At 39.1% G+C, this 17,048-nt stretch carries 14 protein-coding genes and 1 other annotated feature; of the genes, 10 read left to right on the plus strand and 4 right to left on the minus strand.

Features of this window, described 5'->3' with window-relative positions; genetic code table 11:
- Nucleotides 1–31: 31 nt before the first annotated feature.
- The 5 genes from dhaM to IGL15_RS01835 all read left to right on the plus strand — a co-directional run bounded on the left by dhaM (nucleotide 32) and on the right by IGL15_RS01835 (nucleotide 3,799).
- On the plus strand, nucleotides 32–427 hold the full coding sequence (dhaM, locus tag IGL15_RS01815) for a dihydroxyacetone kinase phosphoryl donor subunit DhaM (protein ID WP_002304157.1): 396 nt from the start codon (nucleotides 32–34) through the stop codon (nucleotides 425–427).
- Nucleotides 402–1,412 (plus strand): dihydroxyacetone kinase subunit DhaK, encoded by a 1,011-nt coding sequence (gene dhaK / locus IGL15_RS01820; protein WP_002289294.1) that lies wholly within the window; start codon nucleotides 402–404, stop codon nucleotides 1,410–1,412. The genes dhaM and dhaK overlap by 26 nt, the downstream gene beginning before the upstream one ends.
- Nucleotides 1,413–1,439: 27 nt before the next feature.
- The gene (dhaL, locus tag IGL15_RS01825) at nucleotides 1,440–2,045 is read left to right on the plus strand and encodes a dihydroxyacetone kinase subunit DhaL (protein ID WP_002307910.1); all 606 of its coding nucleotides are present in this window, start codon (nucleotides 1,440–1,442) and stop codon (nucleotides 2,043–2,045) included.
- A 146-nt stretch (nucleotides 2,046–2,191) separates the two neighbouring features.
- Nucleotides 2,192–2,857, plus strand: a complete 666-nt coding sequence (locus IGL15_RS01830) for a glucose-6-phosphate 1-dehydrogenase family protein (RefSeq protein WP_002289292.1) — start codon at nucleotides 2,192–2,194, stop codon at nucleotides 2,855–2,857.
- A gap of 282 nt (nucleotides 2,858–3,139) precedes the next feature.
- A complete protein-coding gene (locus tag IGL15_RS01835; RefSeq protein WP_002289290.1) occupies nucleotides 3,140–3,799 on the plus strand; it encodes a Crp/Fnr family transcriptional regulator in 660 nt (219 codons plus the stop codon).
- A gap of 76 nt (nucleotides 3,800–3,875) precedes the next feature.
- On the opposite strand, the gene IGL15_RS01840 is transcribed toward IGL15_RS01835, so the two are convergent.
- Together IGL15_RS01840 and IGL15_RS01845 are read right to left on the minus strand one after the other, a co-directional pair.
- Nucleotides 3,876–5,486: an ABC transporter permease gene (locus tag IGL15_RS01840; protein ID WP_002331935.1), complete on the minus strand. Its 1,611-nt coding sequence runs from the start codon at nucleotides 5,484–5,486 to the stop codon at nucleotides 3,876–3,878.
- A gap of 12 nt (nucleotides 5,487–5,498) precedes the next feature.
- On the minus strand, nucleotides 5,499–6,380 hold the full coding sequence (locus IGL15_RS01845; RefSeq protein ID WP_002307912.1) for an ABC transporter ATP-binding protein: 882 nt from the start codon (nucleotides 6,378–6,380) through the stop codon (nucleotides 5,499–5,501).
- Nucleotides 6,381–6,633: 253 nt separating this feature from the next.
- Between IGL15_RS01845 and IGL15_RS01850 the strand changes: the two genes are divergently transcribed.
- Entirely contained in the window at nucleotides 6,634–7,233 is a 600-nt protein-coding gene (locus IGL15_RS01850) for a TetR/AcrR family transcriptional regulator (RefSeq protein WP_002294634.1), read from the plus strand.
- Between the two features lie 68 nt (nucleotides 7,234–7,301).
- Here IGL15_RS01850 and IGL15_RS01855 read toward each other — a convergent pair whose 3' ends face one another.
- The gene (locus IGL15_RS01855; protein ID WP_002296829.1) at nucleotides 7,302–8,603 is read right to left on the minus strand and encodes a polysaccharide deacetylase family protein; all 1,302 of its coding nucleotides are present in this window, start codon (nucleotides 8,601–8,603) and stop codon (nucleotides 7,302–7,304) included.
- Between the two features lie 262 nt (nucleotides 8,604–8,865).
- Nucleotides 8,866–9,071 (plus strand) — a binding site (T-box leader).
- Between the two features lie 111 nt (nucleotides 9,072–9,182).
- On the opposite strand from IGL15_RS01855, the gene tyrS reads away from it, so the two are divergent.
- The 4 genes from tyrS (at nucleotide 9,183) to nhaC (ending at nucleotide 15,746) form a co-directional block, all read left to right on the plus strand.
- Nucleotides 9,183–10,439 carry a tyrosine--tRNA ligase gene (tyrS, locus tag IGL15_RS01860; RefSeq protein WP_002286405.1) on the plus strand — a complete coding sequence of 419 codons (1,257 nt, stop codon included), beginning with the start codon at nucleotides 9,183–9,185 and terminating at the stop codon, nucleotides 10,437–10,439.
- A 289-nt stretch (nucleotides 10,440–10,728) separates the two neighbouring features.
- Complete coding sequence (gene tdc / locus IGL15_RS01865; RefSeq protein ID WP_002286400.1) at nucleotides 10,729–12,606, plus strand: tyrosine decarboxylase; 1,878 nt, start codon at nucleotides 10,729–10,731, stop codon at nucleotides 12,604–12,606.
- Between the two features lie 266 nt (nucleotides 12,607–12,872).
- The gene (tyrP, locus tag IGL15_RS01870) at nucleotides 12,873–14,270 is read left to right on the plus strand and encodes a tyrosine-tyramine antiporter (protein ID WP_002316652.1); all 1,398 of its coding nucleotides are present in this window, start codon (nucleotides 12,873–12,875) and stop codon (nucleotides 14,268–14,270) included.
- A gap of 108 nt (nucleotides 14,271–14,378) precedes the next feature.
- Nucleotides 14,379–15,746, plus strand: coding sequence for a Na+/H+ antiporter NhaC (gene nhaC / locus IGL15_RS01875; protein WP_002286385.1), 1,368 nt, complete (start codon nucleotides 14,379–14,381; stop codon nucleotides 15,744–15,746).
- Nucleotides 15,747–16,026: 280 nt separating this feature from the next.
- On the opposite strand, the gene IGL15_RS01880 is transcribed toward nhaC, so the two are convergent.
- On the minus strand, nucleotides 16,027–17,046 hold the full coding sequence (locus tag IGL15_RS01880) for a LacI family DNA-binding transcriptional regulator (RefSeq protein ID WP_104765256.1): 1,020 nt from the start codon (nucleotides 17,044–17,046) through the stop codon (nucleotides 16,027–16,029).
- Nucleotides 17,047–17,048 lie beyond the last annotated feature (2 nt).

Here is a 17,048-nt window from a genome sequence, read left to right on the forward strand (position 1 = left end):
TAGCAACTATGTAAAAGAAAGGAAGATTCTTGTGAAAAAGAGTATTTTGCTTATTTCTCATAGTCAAAAAGTAACAGATGGTATTAAAGAAATGATTGAGCAGATGCAAAAATCCGAAGAGGTGCAGATCTTTTCTCTCGGCGGAATAAATGGCGAGATCGGATCAGACCCGATGAAAATCGTAGAAGCTGTCAATGAATCAAGTGATGCAGCTAGTTATTTTGTTTTTGCGGATATCGGCAGCGCGGTATTGAATTCGGAACTGGCAAAAGACATGTTGGAAGAAGAACAGCAGCAACGTTATCATCTGGTGGATGCGCCTTTAGTGGAAGGAGCTTTTGCAGCAGCCATCACTGCCGGTATAACGGATGATACTCAGCAAATCTTAACAGAAGCACAAAATGCCGGAAAGAAAGGATGGGAATAAATTGAAAAAAATCATGAATGATCCAAGCAATATTGTCGAAGAAATGCTGGAAGGATTAGTAAAAAGCTATCCAGAACTTGTTCATCGTGTAGAATCTTCCCGTGTTGTAGCCAAGAATCAGAAAGCGGAACAAGTTGGTTTGGTTTCTGGTGGAGGAAGCGGACATGAACCATCCCATGCCGGGTTTGTAGGGGAAGGAATGTTAAGTGCAGCGGTGCTTGGTGATGTGTTTACTTCTCCAACTCCAGATCAGATTCAAACGGCTATCAAGGAAGCGGATAGTGGAAAAGGAGTTTTACTGATCGTTAAGAATTATACAGGGGATGCATTGAACTTCGATATGGCAAAGGAACTAGCTGCTATGGACGATATTGAAGTAGAAAGTGTGATCGTAGATGATGATATCGCCGTTGAAAATAGTACGTATACTGCTGGAAAACGCGGAGTTGCAGGTACTGTCCTTGTACACAAAATCGTGGGCGATGCAGCAAGAAACGGTGCTTCCCTAGCTGAGTTGAAAGAACTGGGAGAAAAGGTCGTACAGGCAACTAAGACGATCGGTCTAGCGCTTCGAGCAGCAACTGTACCAGAAGTAGGGAAACCAGGATTCGAACTAGGAGAAGATGAGATCGAGTATGGTGTTGGTATCCACGGTGAGCCAGGCTATCGTCGAGAAAAGATGCAGCCTTCTAAAGTACTGGCAAAGGAACTTGTTACTAAGATTTTAGATGATTACTCGAATTTGCCAAAAGAAGCAGGTGTACTAGTCAACGGAATGGGTGGGACGCCTTTGATGGAACAGTTCGTATTCATGAATGATGTTTTAGCTTTGTTGGAAGAAAGAGGCGTCAATGTAGTTTTCCGAAAAGTCGGTAATTTCATGACTTCACTAGACATGCAAGGTCTTTCTCTAACACTGATCGACTTGACGGAGACACAATGGAAAGATTCTTTAGAAAGCAATGTACAGACGATTTCATGGTAAAAAATCTCAAGATAAAAGGGTGATAATATGAAACTAACCGTTCAAGAAATCCAAGAATGGCTCACGCAATTTGCAGAGGCAATCAATCAGAACAAACAATATCTCAGTGATCTAGATACCCCGATTGGCGATGGAGACCATGGAAATAACATGGGAAGAGGGGTTTCAGCTTATGAAGAAGCTTTTCAAGCCGATCATCCTGAAACAATTAGTGATACATTCAAAGTATTCTCTATGGCGATGATATCGAAAGTTGGTGGGGCTTCTGGTCCGTTATACGGATCTGCATTCATGAACATGATGAAAGCGACAAAAGAGGTCGATTCTATTGATTCTCAAGAAAAATTAGGAGAAGTGATCGAGCAGGGAACAGCGGGTATTCAAAGCCGAGGAAAGGCAGAAGCTGACGATAAAACGATGTTAGATGTTTGGCTACCAGTTACAGAGGCGTTGAAAGCAGGGAATTTAACAAAAGAAATCATTGACCAGGCAAAAGAACACACCAAAGACTTGGTAGCTAAAAAAGGACGAGCTTCCTATCTAGGAGAGCGTGCAATCGGACATATCGACCCAGGAGCTGCTTCTAGTGCCATTTTATTTTCAACGCTTTTAGATGTGATCAATCAACCTTAAGTTCAATAAAACTGCGGTGATGCTCATCGCAGTTTTTTGTTTGGCTGTTCTTATGACTTGATACAGAACAGCTTTTTCACAACCTCTATTTGTCCATATCGCAAAATTCAGGTAGAATACAAAAGATAACGGAAAGAGGCGAAACAATGGAACTTGGAAAATCAGATTATCAGTTGTTTGATCGACCAATCTACGCATTCAAACAGCTCAAAGAGAGCCATCCAACAGATAAGATCGAACAAATCAAGAAAGAATATAAAGAACACTGGCAAAAATGGAAAGAGATCCAGCTCCAGACAGCTGCACTTTTGCCTGATATGTACGGCATGAGCAAACCTAAAATCGAAAGCTGGACGAATGGCTGGAATTTACGCAGTCATTTTTGGAGCGCGTACCGAAGCGAATCTCGTCAAGACGAGAATGCCTGTCTAGCAGTTTTGTTGAATCAAAAACAATACCAAATCTATTTGATGTACCAACATTATAAAAGCGAAGAACGATATGGTAGCATTGCAGCGTATAACCAGTTGCTTGCGATACTGAAAGAGTGGAGCAAAACAGTCGATATCAAGGATTATTACATATGGCCGCAACCAGAACATGAACTTGACGACCACTTAGCTTTGTCTGACTATTTGTCCGATACAAAGAAACAAGAAGAGTTGAAAAAAGCGATGAGAGACCGAACCTTTCAAATGGGTAAACTATTCTTCTATCCGCAAGAAATCGAACACGTTGAGCAAATAACCGCTGAAACCTTACAAGAACTAGCACCACTATATCAAAAGCTAGGTGCGGAAAAATTTCAATAGACAACACGAAATAAGCAATGCGAAAAACAAACCTTACTCTCGGCTTGCGAGTGAAGGTTTGTTTTTGATTATTCAAAAAGTAAATATTTAAAAAATTGATAGGAATCAATTACTTAAGGTCTCAAAAGAAGGAAAATAAAGCAAGTGACAAAAAGAAATCCACTCTATTTGCTGGTATCTGGTTCGCTTGACGTTTATGCTATGATAAAAGAAAATTATCAGTTGGAATAAGGCAAGCCATGTTCCTTTATTAGAAATAGCTGTTTAGAAGGAGGAGAGATTATGAGTCATGATCATTTATGTGTTTCATTTGTTCCTTTGTTCAATCACTTAGTACAGCAAGATCAAGAAAAAGTACACGCACTTGTCAAACATCACTATGTGGAAAAAGGAGAACAGATTCTTGCGCCGAATGGAGAACCTCAATTAGTGATCGTGGCCTCCGGCAGTATGAAAGTGTATCAATTATCTGCTAGCGGAAAGGAACAGCTTTTACGAGTAATAGAGCCGGGCGGATATGAGGGAGAGAGCCAGTTGCTAGGCGTTCCAAATGAGTCTTTATTTGGCGAAGCACTAGAAAAAACGGAAATTTGCATATTGAGACAAAAAGATTTCTCGGAACTCTTACTGCATTATCCCGCCCTTAGTCTGAAACTTTTAGCAATCAACGTTGAGAAATTAACAAAAGTACAGCAGCAGACAACTTTTTTGATGATGGAAAAAGTAGAAGAACGAGTCGCTGTCTATCTGCTTGACTTAGCTAAAGCGACAGGGAAGGATCACTTTTTCCTGCCAATGAAAATGAAAGAACTTGCTGCATTTATCGGTACGACCCCCGAAACTTTATCTAGAAAATTTAAATTATTAGAGGAGAATGGTTATGTAAAAAGAAAGAATCGAGAAGTCTGGATCATTGATAAAGAGCAGTTAGAAGACTTGTAAATAAAAAAATGACCTCCAAATGTTGGATTTTTGACCCAGATTTGGAGGCTAGCATGAAATTGTACATGCTTTTTTATTATCCTTCTAGTAAGTCTCTTCGCCTATAACCAATAGAACCAAGAACGAACAGTGCAAGGCTGATACATGATAACATAAGGAACACGGAAAGATCAAAAGAATCGTTTGGCATCCGTGGAACCCAGCTAGGGACAGCTGTTTTGGAAAACCATTCTGGTAAATCCAAAATTCCGCCAAAGTAATTGAGTGCAAAGGAGTAAGCTAAGTAGATATAAGCAAGTTTACCCATTCGAGGAAGCCATCCGAATAGAAAGCCACTAATTCCGATAAACACTAAAACGGCAGGCAGGAAATTGAACCCGGCTTTAAGAAACATCAATAGATCCATGTCTTTCGCATCCTTCATCGAAGCCAAAGCAGAAAGCCCTAGTGCACCAGAACTAATCAGGATTGCCAATATAGCAAATAGAATAGCTAGTAACATATTGGTCCAATAAAGTTGGTTCCTAGAAATTTTTGTTGCGAACAGCTGATTCATACGTCCGTGGGTTTCTTCTGTAAATAAACGATTGATGCTAGCAATTGGTAAAATAGCAGCTAGACAAATCAAGACGACCATGATCGTGCTTGTAAAGTTTTTTTCAATTGAGACGCCAGATTGGATAAACATCTGTTTCATTAAGTCGTTACTTTCTAAAAACTGTTGCATATTCCCGTAGATAGAGCCGTATGCCGCCCCCATCAAACCAAAAGTGATAAGCCAACTGATTGTCATCCCTTTATTTAGATAGAATAATAAACCACGCAAGGATAAAAGAGAACGTTTAGCATACGGTTTTCCTTCACGTTCGGGGATATAGCCGGTGTTCAAGTCTCGATGTTCCTCTAAAACAAATGAACTGATTATCAAGATTAGACTGAACAAAAACAAATAAAGCAAAGGAATCCAGTTGTTAGTTGTAAATGGATAGGTCAAATAAGACCAGCCTAAAGGATTCCACATCGAAAGGGAGGAATCAGCTACATCTGTTATTGCTCGTAGAAGGTAAAGTCCACCTAAAAACGCTAAAGACAGACCATTCGAACTGGCTGAACTTGGCATCAGTTGTGCAGCAAACAGTGCAACGGCACTCCCCAAAATCCCCATACTACCTACAGATAGCCCAAAAAGCCAAGCACCTTCTGCAGTGATCGAATCTGCTTGGAAAAAAATCATCGTACAGCTGATCGATATTGCTAAAAGCAAATTGATCAGAATACTTTCAGCGATGACAGCTAAAGAGTTTGCTTGACGTCCGACTCGAAAGGAACGAATAAGTTCAATCAGACCAAGTTCTTCTTTTTTTCTCGTTTGGCTCACCACGTGTAAAACAGAGATCACAGCAGCAAACAAACTGCAAAAAAGCAACATTTCATTTGCATACATCGCTCCTAAAGTATACTCAGCAGCATTCGAAGCTGGAGTTGGTCCGACCATTGCAATCATTGCCGGGTTTTGCAAGGTTTCGTATAATCCAGCTAATCCTTGTCCGGAAGTCAATTCTTCAAACGCAGGGACAAAACCACCAGAAAAAGCAGTGACACCGACTAGCCATATCAGGATCTTTTTCCAGTCACGGCTAAGGTTTTGAGAAAAAAGGGTGGACCAGCGTGAAAATTTATCAGTCATTTCGCTTCCTCCTCATCCTTCATAATGTCTCATGAATAAATCCTCAAGAGTCGGTGGAATAGATTCAAATTTTTTCACACCTAATTTGGACGCTTCAGCTAAAATCACATCGAAAGCTTCGTTATCAGCAGCAAATTGAGCGAGGTGACCTTTTTGCACAAAGTCATGGACACCGTTCAATTGTGCTAAGTGACTATTCTCTGCTTCTGTTTCTATAGTGATGGTCGAACGAGTCAAATGACGCAATTCATCGAGTGTTCCTTCTTCTACGACTGTTCCTTCGCGTATGATCACGACTTTATCCGCTAGTCGCTCAACTTCACTGAGAATATGAGAAGAAAGTAGGATGGATTTGCCCTGTTCTTTCAATTTTTCAACTTCTTCTTGGAAAATCGTTTCCATCAAAGGATCTAAACCAGAAGTAGGCTCATCAAATAAATAGAGATCCGAATCAACAGCCAAAGCAGCAATCAAGCCCACTTTTTGGCGATTTCCTTTTGAATAGTTTTTTGCTTTTTTCTTAGGATCAAGAGAGAAACGTTGAATCAGTTCATCTTTTTTTTGAGCATTCCCTTTTCCATGAAGCTTCATGAAGAGATCGATGATCGCTCCTCCAGTCAAATTTCCCCACAAAGAGATATCGCCTGGAACATAAGAAAGACGTTCATGGATAGATAAACTATCTTCCCATACATCTTGCCCAAAAATCGTTGCCGTTCCGCCGTCTTTTTTTATAATCCCTAAAAGTGTCCGAATCGTCGTGGATTTTCCAGAACCATTTGGTCCGATAAATCCAACGACTTCACCTGAATGTACGGTGAAAGAGACATCTTTTAAAGCTTCGAAACGACCAAAGCTCTTTTTCAAATGTGTGACTTTGACGATTTCTGCCATAAAAACCCCACTCCTTTTTCTAAAAATATATACTAAACAAGATTAAATAGTTTAATAAAATGGTTTTATACCTTTTTATAAAACTTTTCTTATTATTTTAGTACATAATATTCTTTTTATAAATTTCTGTCAATGAATTCATAAACAAGGAATTGCTAGCTTGATACTTTCTCAATAGATAGTTATAATAAACCTCAGAATAAATTTGAACTATATATATTATAAAAGTTTAAAATTACGGGAGGCTCTACAAATGAACGGTTTTGAAAAGAGAGCACAAGAGAAAAAGAAAGAGATTTTACAAGCAGCTTTTGACTTGATGAACACAGACATAGGAACCGCTGGAGTGACAATGGATAAGGTAGCTGAGAACGCTCAGGTAAGTAAAGCGACGATTTTTAAATATTTTGGCAGCAAGGAAGGGCTGATTTATGAAGTATTTTTTGCATTTATGAATGATTTAGGGCAAGAAGCGAAAGCGTTGATTGCGGAAAATCTTCCATTTGAAGAAACACTGATTGCCATGAGTGAAAACAAAATCCGTTATCTCAATCGAGTAAACAAACAATTTTATATCGATTTGATGACATACTATACAAAAAAAGAAAAAAAAGAATTTTCTGACGCGATGGATGCGTATACGCAAGAAAGTTTCAGTATCATGCTTGATCTTTTCCATCGAGGGCGGAAAGAAGGAAAAGTGGATTTGAAATATTCGGATGAGTTCTTGATCCTCTATTTTCAAGCAATGGTAGAAGGAATTTCTAAGCCGGAGATATACGCAAAACTGCTTCCATATACAGCAGAATGGACAGAAGTCCTGATCAAGGGAATCGCACCGAAGAAGAAATAAAGCATAAAAAAGCCGAAACTGACGATAAAATGTCAGTTCGGCTTTTTTGGTTCATAAATGACGTAAAATCAAGCAGATTCGCGTGCTTCTTTGTCATAGACATCATGGACATTGATGAATGGATCAAGAATAGGATTTTTTCCGTCTAAATCAGATTGAAAACGAATGCCATCGATATTGATCCGAGCATTTCGATAGAAATCGGTACCTAATTGTCCCCAAGCTGGTGTAGAAGCATCGACATTACAGAAAATATCGAAACCTTGACTCTTCAAGTAAGCAAATTTTTGATTTTCTGCTGAATAAGGCTGCCAGTCGCTGATGTCTGCACCAAATGGATAAATCAGAATATTTGTTTTTCCTAGGATAGGTGCAACTTCTTGCTGCCACAATTCATTGTCTTTTTTTACATCTTCTAGTGAAGCTTGAGTCATATTCAAGTGACCCCATGTATGGGAAGCAAAGCTCCAGCCGTCTTTCTTCAACTGTTCCGCCACTTTTTTAGCTTCTTTAATCTCTTTTTTTGTTTTTTCATTGTCTCCATATTGAGATTTTGATGTTCGATAACCTAAAACTCCGTTGTAACCTGTCAGGGCCAAGGTACCTTTTGCGCCTCGATAAGAAAAATCAGGATGTTTCTTGACAAAGGCATCGATCAGAGGAACCATGTCAAAGTCACCGATTTCTTCTTTATCTTTCTCTTTATAGACATTTTTGATTTCATTGTTATTTGATACGACCAATCGGCTAGGAAAACCGGAATTATCCATATATTCATAATAGCTGACATCATCTTGTGAAAGAACCAATGGTTTTTTTCCTTCAGGTAGCGCAAGCCCGTTAAAGGAAAGATTTCCTTGTTCGTCTTTTTGGATCAAATCATTCAAATTAACTAAAACAAAATCATTTTGATAAAGTTGTTCGATCGAACGGTTGAATTCTTCAACAGTCACCATATAATCTTTGTATCCTTGTGCCTGTTGAGAGTGGAAGGCTTTTTGCGGGTCCACGATCAAGCTATGGAAAAAAACATGAGAGATCTGAGTAGGATCAGACCAGTCGATCAGTTGTTCTTTCTCCTTTTTTAGTGTTTGAAGAAGCTGTTGTGTTTCAGTAGATCCGTTCTTACTATCTTTTTCCAATAACGCAATCGCTTGGTCATAATCGTAGCTTTGAGCCAGATTTTTTGCTTGAGTAACTAGTTGTTGCTTATCATCTGTCGGTTCTTTTGCTTTTTCTGTTATTTTTTTTTCAGGAATGATTGGTTCTTTTTTTGTAGATGATCGGATGACAAAAAACAAACTTAGAATTAAAATAACGATAGTTAAAGCAGAAGTGGCTCCTAAAATAATTTTTTGCTTTTTTTCCATATACCTCGTCCCTTGCTTTTTCATTTTTTTACTTGTCCCATTCCTTATTGTAACGAAGAAAGAATAAGAGGCAAAGTAAAGTGACTTCTCGATAAATTGCAGAAAAAATACAGAAAAAGTTATTTCTTTTAACAATAATTGAAAATAAAATGTTCGGAATTAGAGCGGATTCAAAAAAGAAAAAATGAGGAATTTAAAAAAAATATCCTTTTTCTGTTGACAAAGAAAAAGTTGCGCTCTATGATAGACACATATTAATAATAACAAGACGAAGATCGAAACGAAGTAGTTGTTAAAGCCAATGTTTCAGAAAGCTGGTGGTCGCTGCAAACCAGTACATGCTTTAAAGCGAATTACATTTCAGGAGTCTTTGGCAGTGATTGCCACGCGACAGCGTTAAATGTTCGAGAGGTATGTTGGATATCTAGACATACAAATTGGGTGGTACCGCGAGATTTCGTCCCTTGGCTTATATGCCAAGGGACTTTTTTTATTTCCTATCCTATCCTGAAGAAATAATTAATTACACATGCTAGCAGGTTCCTGCTTTCATAAAAAAACTACACGGAGGTCAGTAAAATGAATATTATTGATGAATTAACTTGGCGCGACGCCATTAATCAGCAAACAAACGAAGAAAGACTTCGCGAGCTCGTTGAAGAAAAGAGCATTTCACTTTATTGCGGCGTTGATCCAACTGGTGATTCGATGCATATCGGACATTTGATTCCATTTATGATGATGAAAAGATTCCAATTGGCAGGCCATCATCCATATATTCTGATTGGCGGCGGAACAGGAACGATCGGCGACCCAAGCGGCCGCAAAACAGAACGTGTGTTGCAAACGATGGAACAAGTGCAACATAACGTGGACGCACTTTCCAATCAAATGAGAAAATTGTTTGGTAAAGATGCAAATATCACATTTGTGAACAACTACGACTGGTTGTCAAAAATCTCTTTACTTGAATTTTTGAGAGACTACGGTAAAAACTTCAACATCAACACGATGTTAGCAAAAGATATCGTTGCCAGCCGTTTGGAAGTAGGAATCTCATTTACAGAGTTTACTTACCAAATCCTGCAATCTATCGACTTTTTGCATCTGCATAAAACATACGATGTGCAATTGCAAATCGGTGGAGCAGACCAATGGGGAAATATCACAGCTGGATTAGACCTAATCCGAAAATTAGAAGGACCAGAAGCTGAAGCGTTCGGTTTAACGATCCCATTGATGCTGAAGGCTGATGGAACGAAATTCGGAAAAACTGCAGGCGGTGCCGTTTGGCTTGATCCGAAGAAAACTTCACCATTTGAGTTCTACCAATTCTGGTTGAATCAAGATGATCGCGATGTAGTGAAATACTTGAAATTCTTTACTTTCTTGTCTCAAGAAGAAATCGAAGACTTAGCGAAAAAAGTAGAGACAGAACCTGAGAAACGTGAAGCACAACGCCGTTTGGCAGAAGAAGTTACAAGATTTGTGCATAGTGAAGAAGACTTGAAAGAAGCGCAAAAAATAACGCAAGCATTGTTCTCTGGAAATATTAAAGAACTAAATGCGGAAGAAATCGCGCAAGGATTCGGTAAAATGCCGAACGTTGAAATTTCAAGCACACCTGAAAATATCGTGGAACTGCTTGTTTCCACAAAAATTGAACCATCTAAACGTCAAGCACGTGAAGATGTTTCAAACGGAGCTATAAGTATTAACGGTGACCGCGTTACCGATTTAAATTTTGTCATAAATCCATCCGATGAATTCGATGGTAAGTTTGTGGTTATTCGAAAAGGTAAGAAAAATTACTTTTTGGCCAAAGTAATTGATTAGAATTTAGTAAGTTTTTACCTTGAAAAAGGGAAATACTATTACAACATTCCAATTTTGAAACCCATCCTAAAATAGAACGCTGGTTGTCGTTAATACAATCTTTGCGAGGGAGTTTACATTTGTAAATTCCCTCGTTTTTTTAATTATTTCAAAAGTGTGAACAATTCGGATAATTGATACATATTAAAATATGATTAAAAAGCAGGCCAAAACTTAGTTTACAGAATAGAAGAACAGGTGTAATGTAGGGCTCGACAAAATTTAAATATTTTTTTAGGAGGGTTTCACTATGAGTGAATCATTGTCGAAAGATCTAAACCTAAATGCCCTATTCATTGGGGACAAAGCTGAGAACGGCCAAATCTATAAAGCTTTGTTGAATGAATTGGTGGATGAACATTTAGGCTGGCGTCAAAATTACATGCCTCAAGACATGCCTATTATTACGCCAGAAGAAAAAAGCAGTGCTAGTTTTGAACACACTGTGAATAAAACAAAGGATGTTCTATCAGAAATTTCAGCGCGGATGCGTACCCATTCCGTTCCTTGGCATAATGCCGGACGTTACTGGGGTCATATGAACTCTGAAACATTGATGCCATCTTTACTAGCGTACAATTTTGCTATGCTATGGAATGGTAATAACGTTGCCTATGAATCTTCTCCTGCAACAAGCCAAATGGAAGAAGAAGTAGGAATGGAATTTGCAAAATTAATGAGCTATAAAGATGGCTGGGGCCACATCGTTGCTGATGGTTCTTTAGCAAACTTAGAAGGACTTTGGTATGCCCGCAACATCAAATCATTGCCGCTTGCAATGAAAGAAGTGACACCTGAACTAGTTGCTGGAAAAAGCGATTGGGAATTAATGAACTTGTCAACAGAAGAAATCATGAATCTGTTAGACAGCGTCCCAGAAAAAATCGACGAAATCAAAGCTCACTCAGCACGTAGCGGAAAACATTTAGAAAAATTAGGAAAATGGTTGGTTCCACAAACTAAACACTATTCATGGCTAAAAGCTGCCGACATCATCGGTATCGGTTTAGACCAAGTGATTCCAGTGCCAGTTGACCACAACTATCGCATGGACATCAACGAACTTGAAAAAATCGTTCGTGGTCTAGCAGCTGAAAAAACACCAATCCTAGGTGTAGTCGGTGTTGTAGGATCAACAGAAGAAGGAGCAATCGACGGTATCGATAAAATCGTTGCATTGCGTCGCGTATTAGAAAAAGACGGTATTTACTTCTACTTACACGTAGATGCTGCTTATGGCGGATACGGCCGTGCGATTTTCTTAGACGAAGACAACAACTTCATTCCATTTGAAGATTTAAAAGATGTTCATTACAAATACAATGTCTTTACAGAAAACAAAGATTATATCTTAGAAGAAGTACACAGTGCATATAAAGCAATCGAAGAAGCAGAATCTGTAACGATCGACCCACATAAAATGGGCTATGTTCCATATTCTGCCGGTGGTATCGTCATCAAAGATATCCGCATGAGAGACGTTATCTCTTACTTTGCGACATATGTATTTGAAAAAGGCGCAGATATCCCAGCGTTACTTGGGGCTTATATCTTGGAAGGTTCAAAAGCAGGGGCAACAGCAGCCAGCGTTTGGGCAGCACACCATGTCTTACCTTTGAATGTCACAGGATATGGTAAATTAATGGGTGCATCAATCGAAGGTGCACATCGTTTCTACAACTTCTTGAATGACTTGTCATTTAAAGTAGGAGACAAAGAAATCGAAGTTCATCCATTAACTTATCCAGATTTCAATATGGTAGACTATGTATTCAAAGAAAAAGGCAACGATGACTTAGTTGCAATGAATAAATTGAACCATGACGTATATGATTATTCTTCATACGTGAAAGGAAGCATTTACGGTAATGAGTTCTTAACTTCACATACTGACTTTGCTATCCCAGACTATGGCAACAGCCCATTACAATTTGTGAACCAACTAGGATTCTCAGATGAAGAATGGAACCGTGCCGGAAAAGTAACTGTATTGCGTGCCAGCGTAATGACACCATACATGAACAAAGAAGAACACTTTGAAGAATATGCTGAAAAAATCAAAGCAGCTCTTCAAGAAAAATTGGAAAAAATCTACGCAGACCAATTATTGGCAAGCGAAGCAAAATAAGCAAGGTAATCATGTTAGAAAACAGCTTGAATACTAACTGTTTCTGACGCATGTTTGGATCTGAAGAGCAAGGGGAGACCTAAGCTCTTCGATCCCTTTGTTTTGAGGTTGTCTTTGAAGAAACCCTTCAAGCAATAGACTCAAAGAATCCCCTCAAATATTCGCTGAATTGTTTCGTTTATTGCTGAAACTACTTCAAAGACACCGTTATTTTATCCAAAAAATCAAGGAGAGTGTCAACGGTGAGTAAATCTGAAGTAAGTAAAATGGGTCTTGGGACCTTTATCGGTCTGACAATGGCACTGTGTGCAACGGTTCGGAGTATTCCTACGTTAGCCGCAGTCGGTTGGACATTGATTTTTTATTCAATTTTTGCAGTTTTGTTTTTTGCCGGTCCGATATCAATGGTTTCCGGTGAGCTTTCCACGATGCTTCCTCAAGAAGGCGGTCCTCAGTTATGGGTAAAAACAGCACTGGGCAGCAAATGGGGATTTGTCGTTGCATGGCTATTATGGGTGCAAATGTTCCCAGGTATGGTAATGGTCGCTTCTACTTTAGGACCATTGTTAGGAAACACATTTGGTAATGTAGAACTTGGCAATAATCACTGGTTCGTTTTAGGTTGTATTTTAGTTATCTACTGGATCATCACGATCTTGAACTTGAAATTCGATATGGCAAAAGTCGGCGGGAACATCGGTGTATGGCTAGGGGTATATATCCCAGTAGTCATCATGTTCGTTTTAGGTGTTTTGGCAGCCTTCAAAGTCGGACTAGTCTCAAACGGCTATCTAGGTGACTTTTCATGGTCAAAAGCTTTCCCTGACTTGGAACATATTGATTCATTGAAATACTTAGCTGGTATCACATTTATTTTTGTTGGGATCGAAATGAGTTCTGTTTACATGCCTCGTTTGAAAGACGCAACAAAAAATTATACAAAAGGCGTATTTATCGCTTTGATCGGATTAGTTTTATTGAATGTCATCAATGCGATGCTTGTAGCAAATGTCGTACCAGATGGAAAAATGGAATTAGCAAATATCACGCAGCCTATCTTGATTGACTGTCAAATCCTAGGCTTACCAGAAGTGATCGGAAATATCTTCAGCTTCATGGTATTTATTGGTGTGCTTTTACAATTATCAGCTTGGGTTACTGGACCATCAAAAACAATCATCCAAGTAGCTCGTGAAGGATTCCTTCCACCAAAATTCGGATTCCATAAAGAAAACAAATACGGCGTATCTAGAAATGTCGTTCTAACACAATCAATCGTTATTTCATTATTTGCTTTGCTTTATGGTGTAATGGATGACGTAAGTGCTGTATTCTTGACACTTACAAATGCTACAACTGTTATTTATTGTATCGTGTACATTTTGATTGCTGTTTCATTGCTTAAAATGCGTAAGAAACATCCAGAATTCGAACGTCCTTACCGAATTGGTAAAAACGGAAACGGCTTAGCTTGGGTAGTCAGCTGCATGCTGATCTTCTCTATCATCGTTGTCGTATTTGCTACATTAGGTACAGCGACATTGAGTGATGCATTATTAGTAGCAGCTATCACAGTGGTCATGTTCGTTATTCCATTGATCATCAATCACTTCAAGAAAGATTCTTGGGGGATTGAGGTAGAAAAAAGTTTAGAAGAAAAATAAAAAAATAAGTCTTTCAGCCGACGTTTTGTCGCTGATTTAGTAGGAGGTCCTGCCAAGTGAATAGTTTTTTCATGGCAGGGCCTTTTCATTTGAAATAGGAGATCGACGATGAATAAAAATATTTCTTTAAAAGAAAGTATCGCTGTATTGATCGTGTTGTTGGCACTCCTAGGAGTACTGATCATCGGATTCCAGCTCTCGCCACATATCCCGATCCTTGCAGCTTTCATGTGTTTGTTGTTTTATGGCAGATTTAAAAAGTTCACATGGGATGAGATCCATGACGGGATCATCAAAGGAATCACTCCAGGGATCATTCCAATCCTGATTTTTCTTTTGATTGGTGTCTTAGTTGCTTCATGGATTTTATCTGGAACCATCCCTACGATTATGGTTTATGGATTTAAACTTGTTTCTGTGCGTTTCTTTTTACCGACAGCATTTCTTGTTTGTGCAATTGTCGGAGTGACTGTCGGCAGTTCATTTACAACGATTTCGACGATTGGAATTGCTTTTTTGGGGATCGGTCATTTACTTGGATTCAATGATGCAATGACTACAGGCGCAGTCGTTTCCGGTGCCTTTTTAGGGAATAACTGCTCGCCTTTATCAGATACGACCAACTTGGCAGCGGGTATTGGAGGAGTTAATCTATTCGAACATATCGCTGGTATGCGTTATACGGATTTCCCAGCATTCGTCCTTTCGTTGATTTTTTATACGATATTAGGACATAACAGTCATTCAGCCGATCTAGCTAGTATCAATGAAATGATCCAAAACATGAAAGCGAGCTTTTGGATCTCTCCTTGGACATTGATTCCACTAGTTATTTTATTTGGGGGGGCAATCAAAAAAATTCCGGCTATCCCTACATTACTAGCGGGATCAACAGCTGCTCTCGTTCTTTCTTTTATCCATGAGAAAAGTTTGACGGTCGGAAAAGCAGCAGACATCTTGATGAATGGTTATGTCGCAAATACACCTGATCCAAAGCTAGATGAACTGCTTTCTCGAGGCGGGATCATGAGTATGTTAGGTTCTGCTAGTTTGATTTTACTTGCATTGGCATTAGGTGGGTTACTGATCAAATATCTGATCGTTGATACCATCGTTCAAGAATTAAAAGAAAAGATGGACCGACCTTCTCGTTTAGTCGGGTTTACTGCCTTGAGCTGTATCGGAATCAATCTGATCGTTGGAGAACAGTATCTGTCCATCATTCTTCCAGGAGAAACATTCAAGCGTTCTTTTGATGACGTTGGCTTATCAAAAACCTATTTGACACGAACACTAGCGGATTCAGGTGCGACCGTCAATTCTCTCGTACCGTGGGGAGTCAGCGGCACATTCATTATGGGAACGATGAAAGTTAGCGCGTTGCATTACTTGCCATTCGCCTTTTTCTCGATTCTTGCACCTGTCTTTACAATATTAGGCGGTTTTTTATTGAATCGTCGACGTGTAAAAAATTGAAGGAAGGAAAAAAGAGGCTGGGACAGAAGCGTTTAACTCCAAGAAATAAGAAGAAACTCAAGAAAATTGCTTTTTAAATTTTTGTGAATTTCAGCTTATTTCCGAAGGAGTTGCTTCTGCTTCCGCCGTTTATACGTGTTTAGAGCGTGGGACAAAAGTGTTCTTTACTTTTGTCCCACGCTCTTTTTTACAGATAAACAATGTGTTAGAAGTAGTATCTTCTTTTACATAAAAAGCTGACCATAGGATAAATGGTCAGCGTATTTAGTGAGTCAGCTATTTAGTATGGGTTTTCTAAAGGAACGATTGTCTCTCTTTTGATCAAGCGATGAGGGATGACCAAACGTACGCCACTGCTCAATTCTTCATGGATCAATTCGCGCAGCTTTTGCATAGCGACACGTCCTAATTCGGAGATATCGATATCGATACTTGTAAGGTAAGGGTGTGTTAATGTTGAGAAGATCGAGTTGTTGAAGCTAATGACGGAGAGTGTCTCTGGAATGACATAGCCGTACATTTGCGCCAACTGCATCGTGCGAAGGGCGAAGATATCGTCAATGACCACCAATGCTGTGGCTTCGTTTTCTTTCAACGTTTTCTCAAAGGACAGATAATCTTCCGGATGCTCTAGTACTACACTGGATAACGCAGGAAGACCAGCCATCATCATTGCTTTTTGATAACCGAAATATCGTTCGAAATACAAACTTTCATGAGTCGTGTTTGTCACAAACAGGATATTCTTATGTCCATTCTGGATCAAAAATTCTGTTGCTTGTTTACCTAGAAGCTGGTTATCATTATCTACATAAACGATTTCGTTCTCATGATGATAAGGCTGTCCGATCAAAGTGAAAGGGATGTGGTTTTGGTATAAATAATCAATGACAGGATCTTGACTATCTGAATACACTAGAATAAAACCATCTACTTGTTTTTGTAAATGCATACGCTGGACGTTCTCTAACAGCAAATCAAAATTTTTAGCAGTAGCGATTGCTGTAGTCATATCATAATTCCGCGCTTCTTCGTTGATTGCTTCCATGATCTCAAGATAAAATGGGTTACCGATCCGCTCTTTTGAATCAAGAGGGGGTAAGATTACGCCGATGGCACTGGAAATGCGTTTTCCTAGATTGCGGGCAGTCATGTTAGGAACATAACCTAGTTCATCCATAATTTTTCGGACTTTCTTCTTTGTTGTCTCGGAAATACTAGGATGATCGTTGATGACACGAGAGACGGTCGAGGTGGCAACACCGGCTTTTTTCGCCACATCTTTTACGGTAATAGCCATGA

The sequence above is a fragment of the Enterococcus sp. DIV0436a genome (genome assembly GCF_051711605.1).
GTDB lineage: Bacteria > Bacillota > Bacilli > Lactobacillales > Enterococcaceae > Enterococcus_B > Enterococcus_B faecium.

Coding starts and splice junctions, on each gene's coding strand:
- dhaK (WP_002289294.1), top strand. CDS start 402: ATGCCGGAAAGAAAGGATGGGAATAAATTGAAAAAAATCATGAATGAT.
- dhaL (WP_002307910.1), top strand. CDS start 1,440: ATGAAACTAACCGTTCAAGAAATCCAAGAATGGCTCACGCAATTTGCA.
- IGL15_RS01830 (WP_002289292.1), top strand. CDS start 2,192: ATGGAACTTGGAAAATCAGATTATCAGTTGTTTGATCGACCAATCTAC.
- IGL15_RS01835 (WP_002289290.1), top strand. CDS start 3,140: ATGAGTCATGATCATTTATGTGTTTCATTTGTTCCTTTGTTCAATCAC.
- IGL15_RS01840 (WP_002331935.1), bottom strand. CDS start 5,486: ATGACTGATAAATTTTCACGCTGGTCCACCCTTTTTTCTCAAAACCTT.
- IGL15_RS01845 (WP_002307912.1), bottom strand. CDS start 6,380: ATGGCAGAAATCGTCAAAGTCACACATTTGAAAAAGAGCTTTGGTCGT.
- IGL15_RS01850 (WP_002294634.1), top strand. CDS start 6,634: ATGAACGGTTTTGAAAAGAGAGCACAAGAGAAAAAGAAAGAGATTTTA.
- IGL15_RS01855 (WP_002296829.1), bottom strand. CDS start 8,603: ATGGAAAAAAAGCAAAAAATTATTTTAGGAGCCACTTCTGCTTTAACT.
- tyrS (WP_002286405.1), top strand. CDS start 9,183: ATGAATATTATTGATGAATTAACTTGGCGCGACGCCATTAATCAGCAA.
- tdc (WP_002286400.1), top strand. CDS start 10,729: ATGAGTGAATCATTGTCGAAAGATCTAAACCTAAATGCCCTATTCATT.
- tyrP (WP_002316652.1), top strand. CDS start 12,873: ATGGGTCTTGGGACCTTTATCGGTCTGACAATGGCACTGTGTGCAACG.
- nhaC (WP_002286385.1), top strand. CDS start 14,379: ATGAATAAAAATATTTCTTTAAAAGAAAGTATCGCTGTATTGATCGTG.
- IGL15_RS01880 (WP_104765256.1), bottom strand. CDS start 17,046: ATGGCTATTACCGTAAAAGATGTGGCGAAAAAAGCCGGTGTTGCCACC.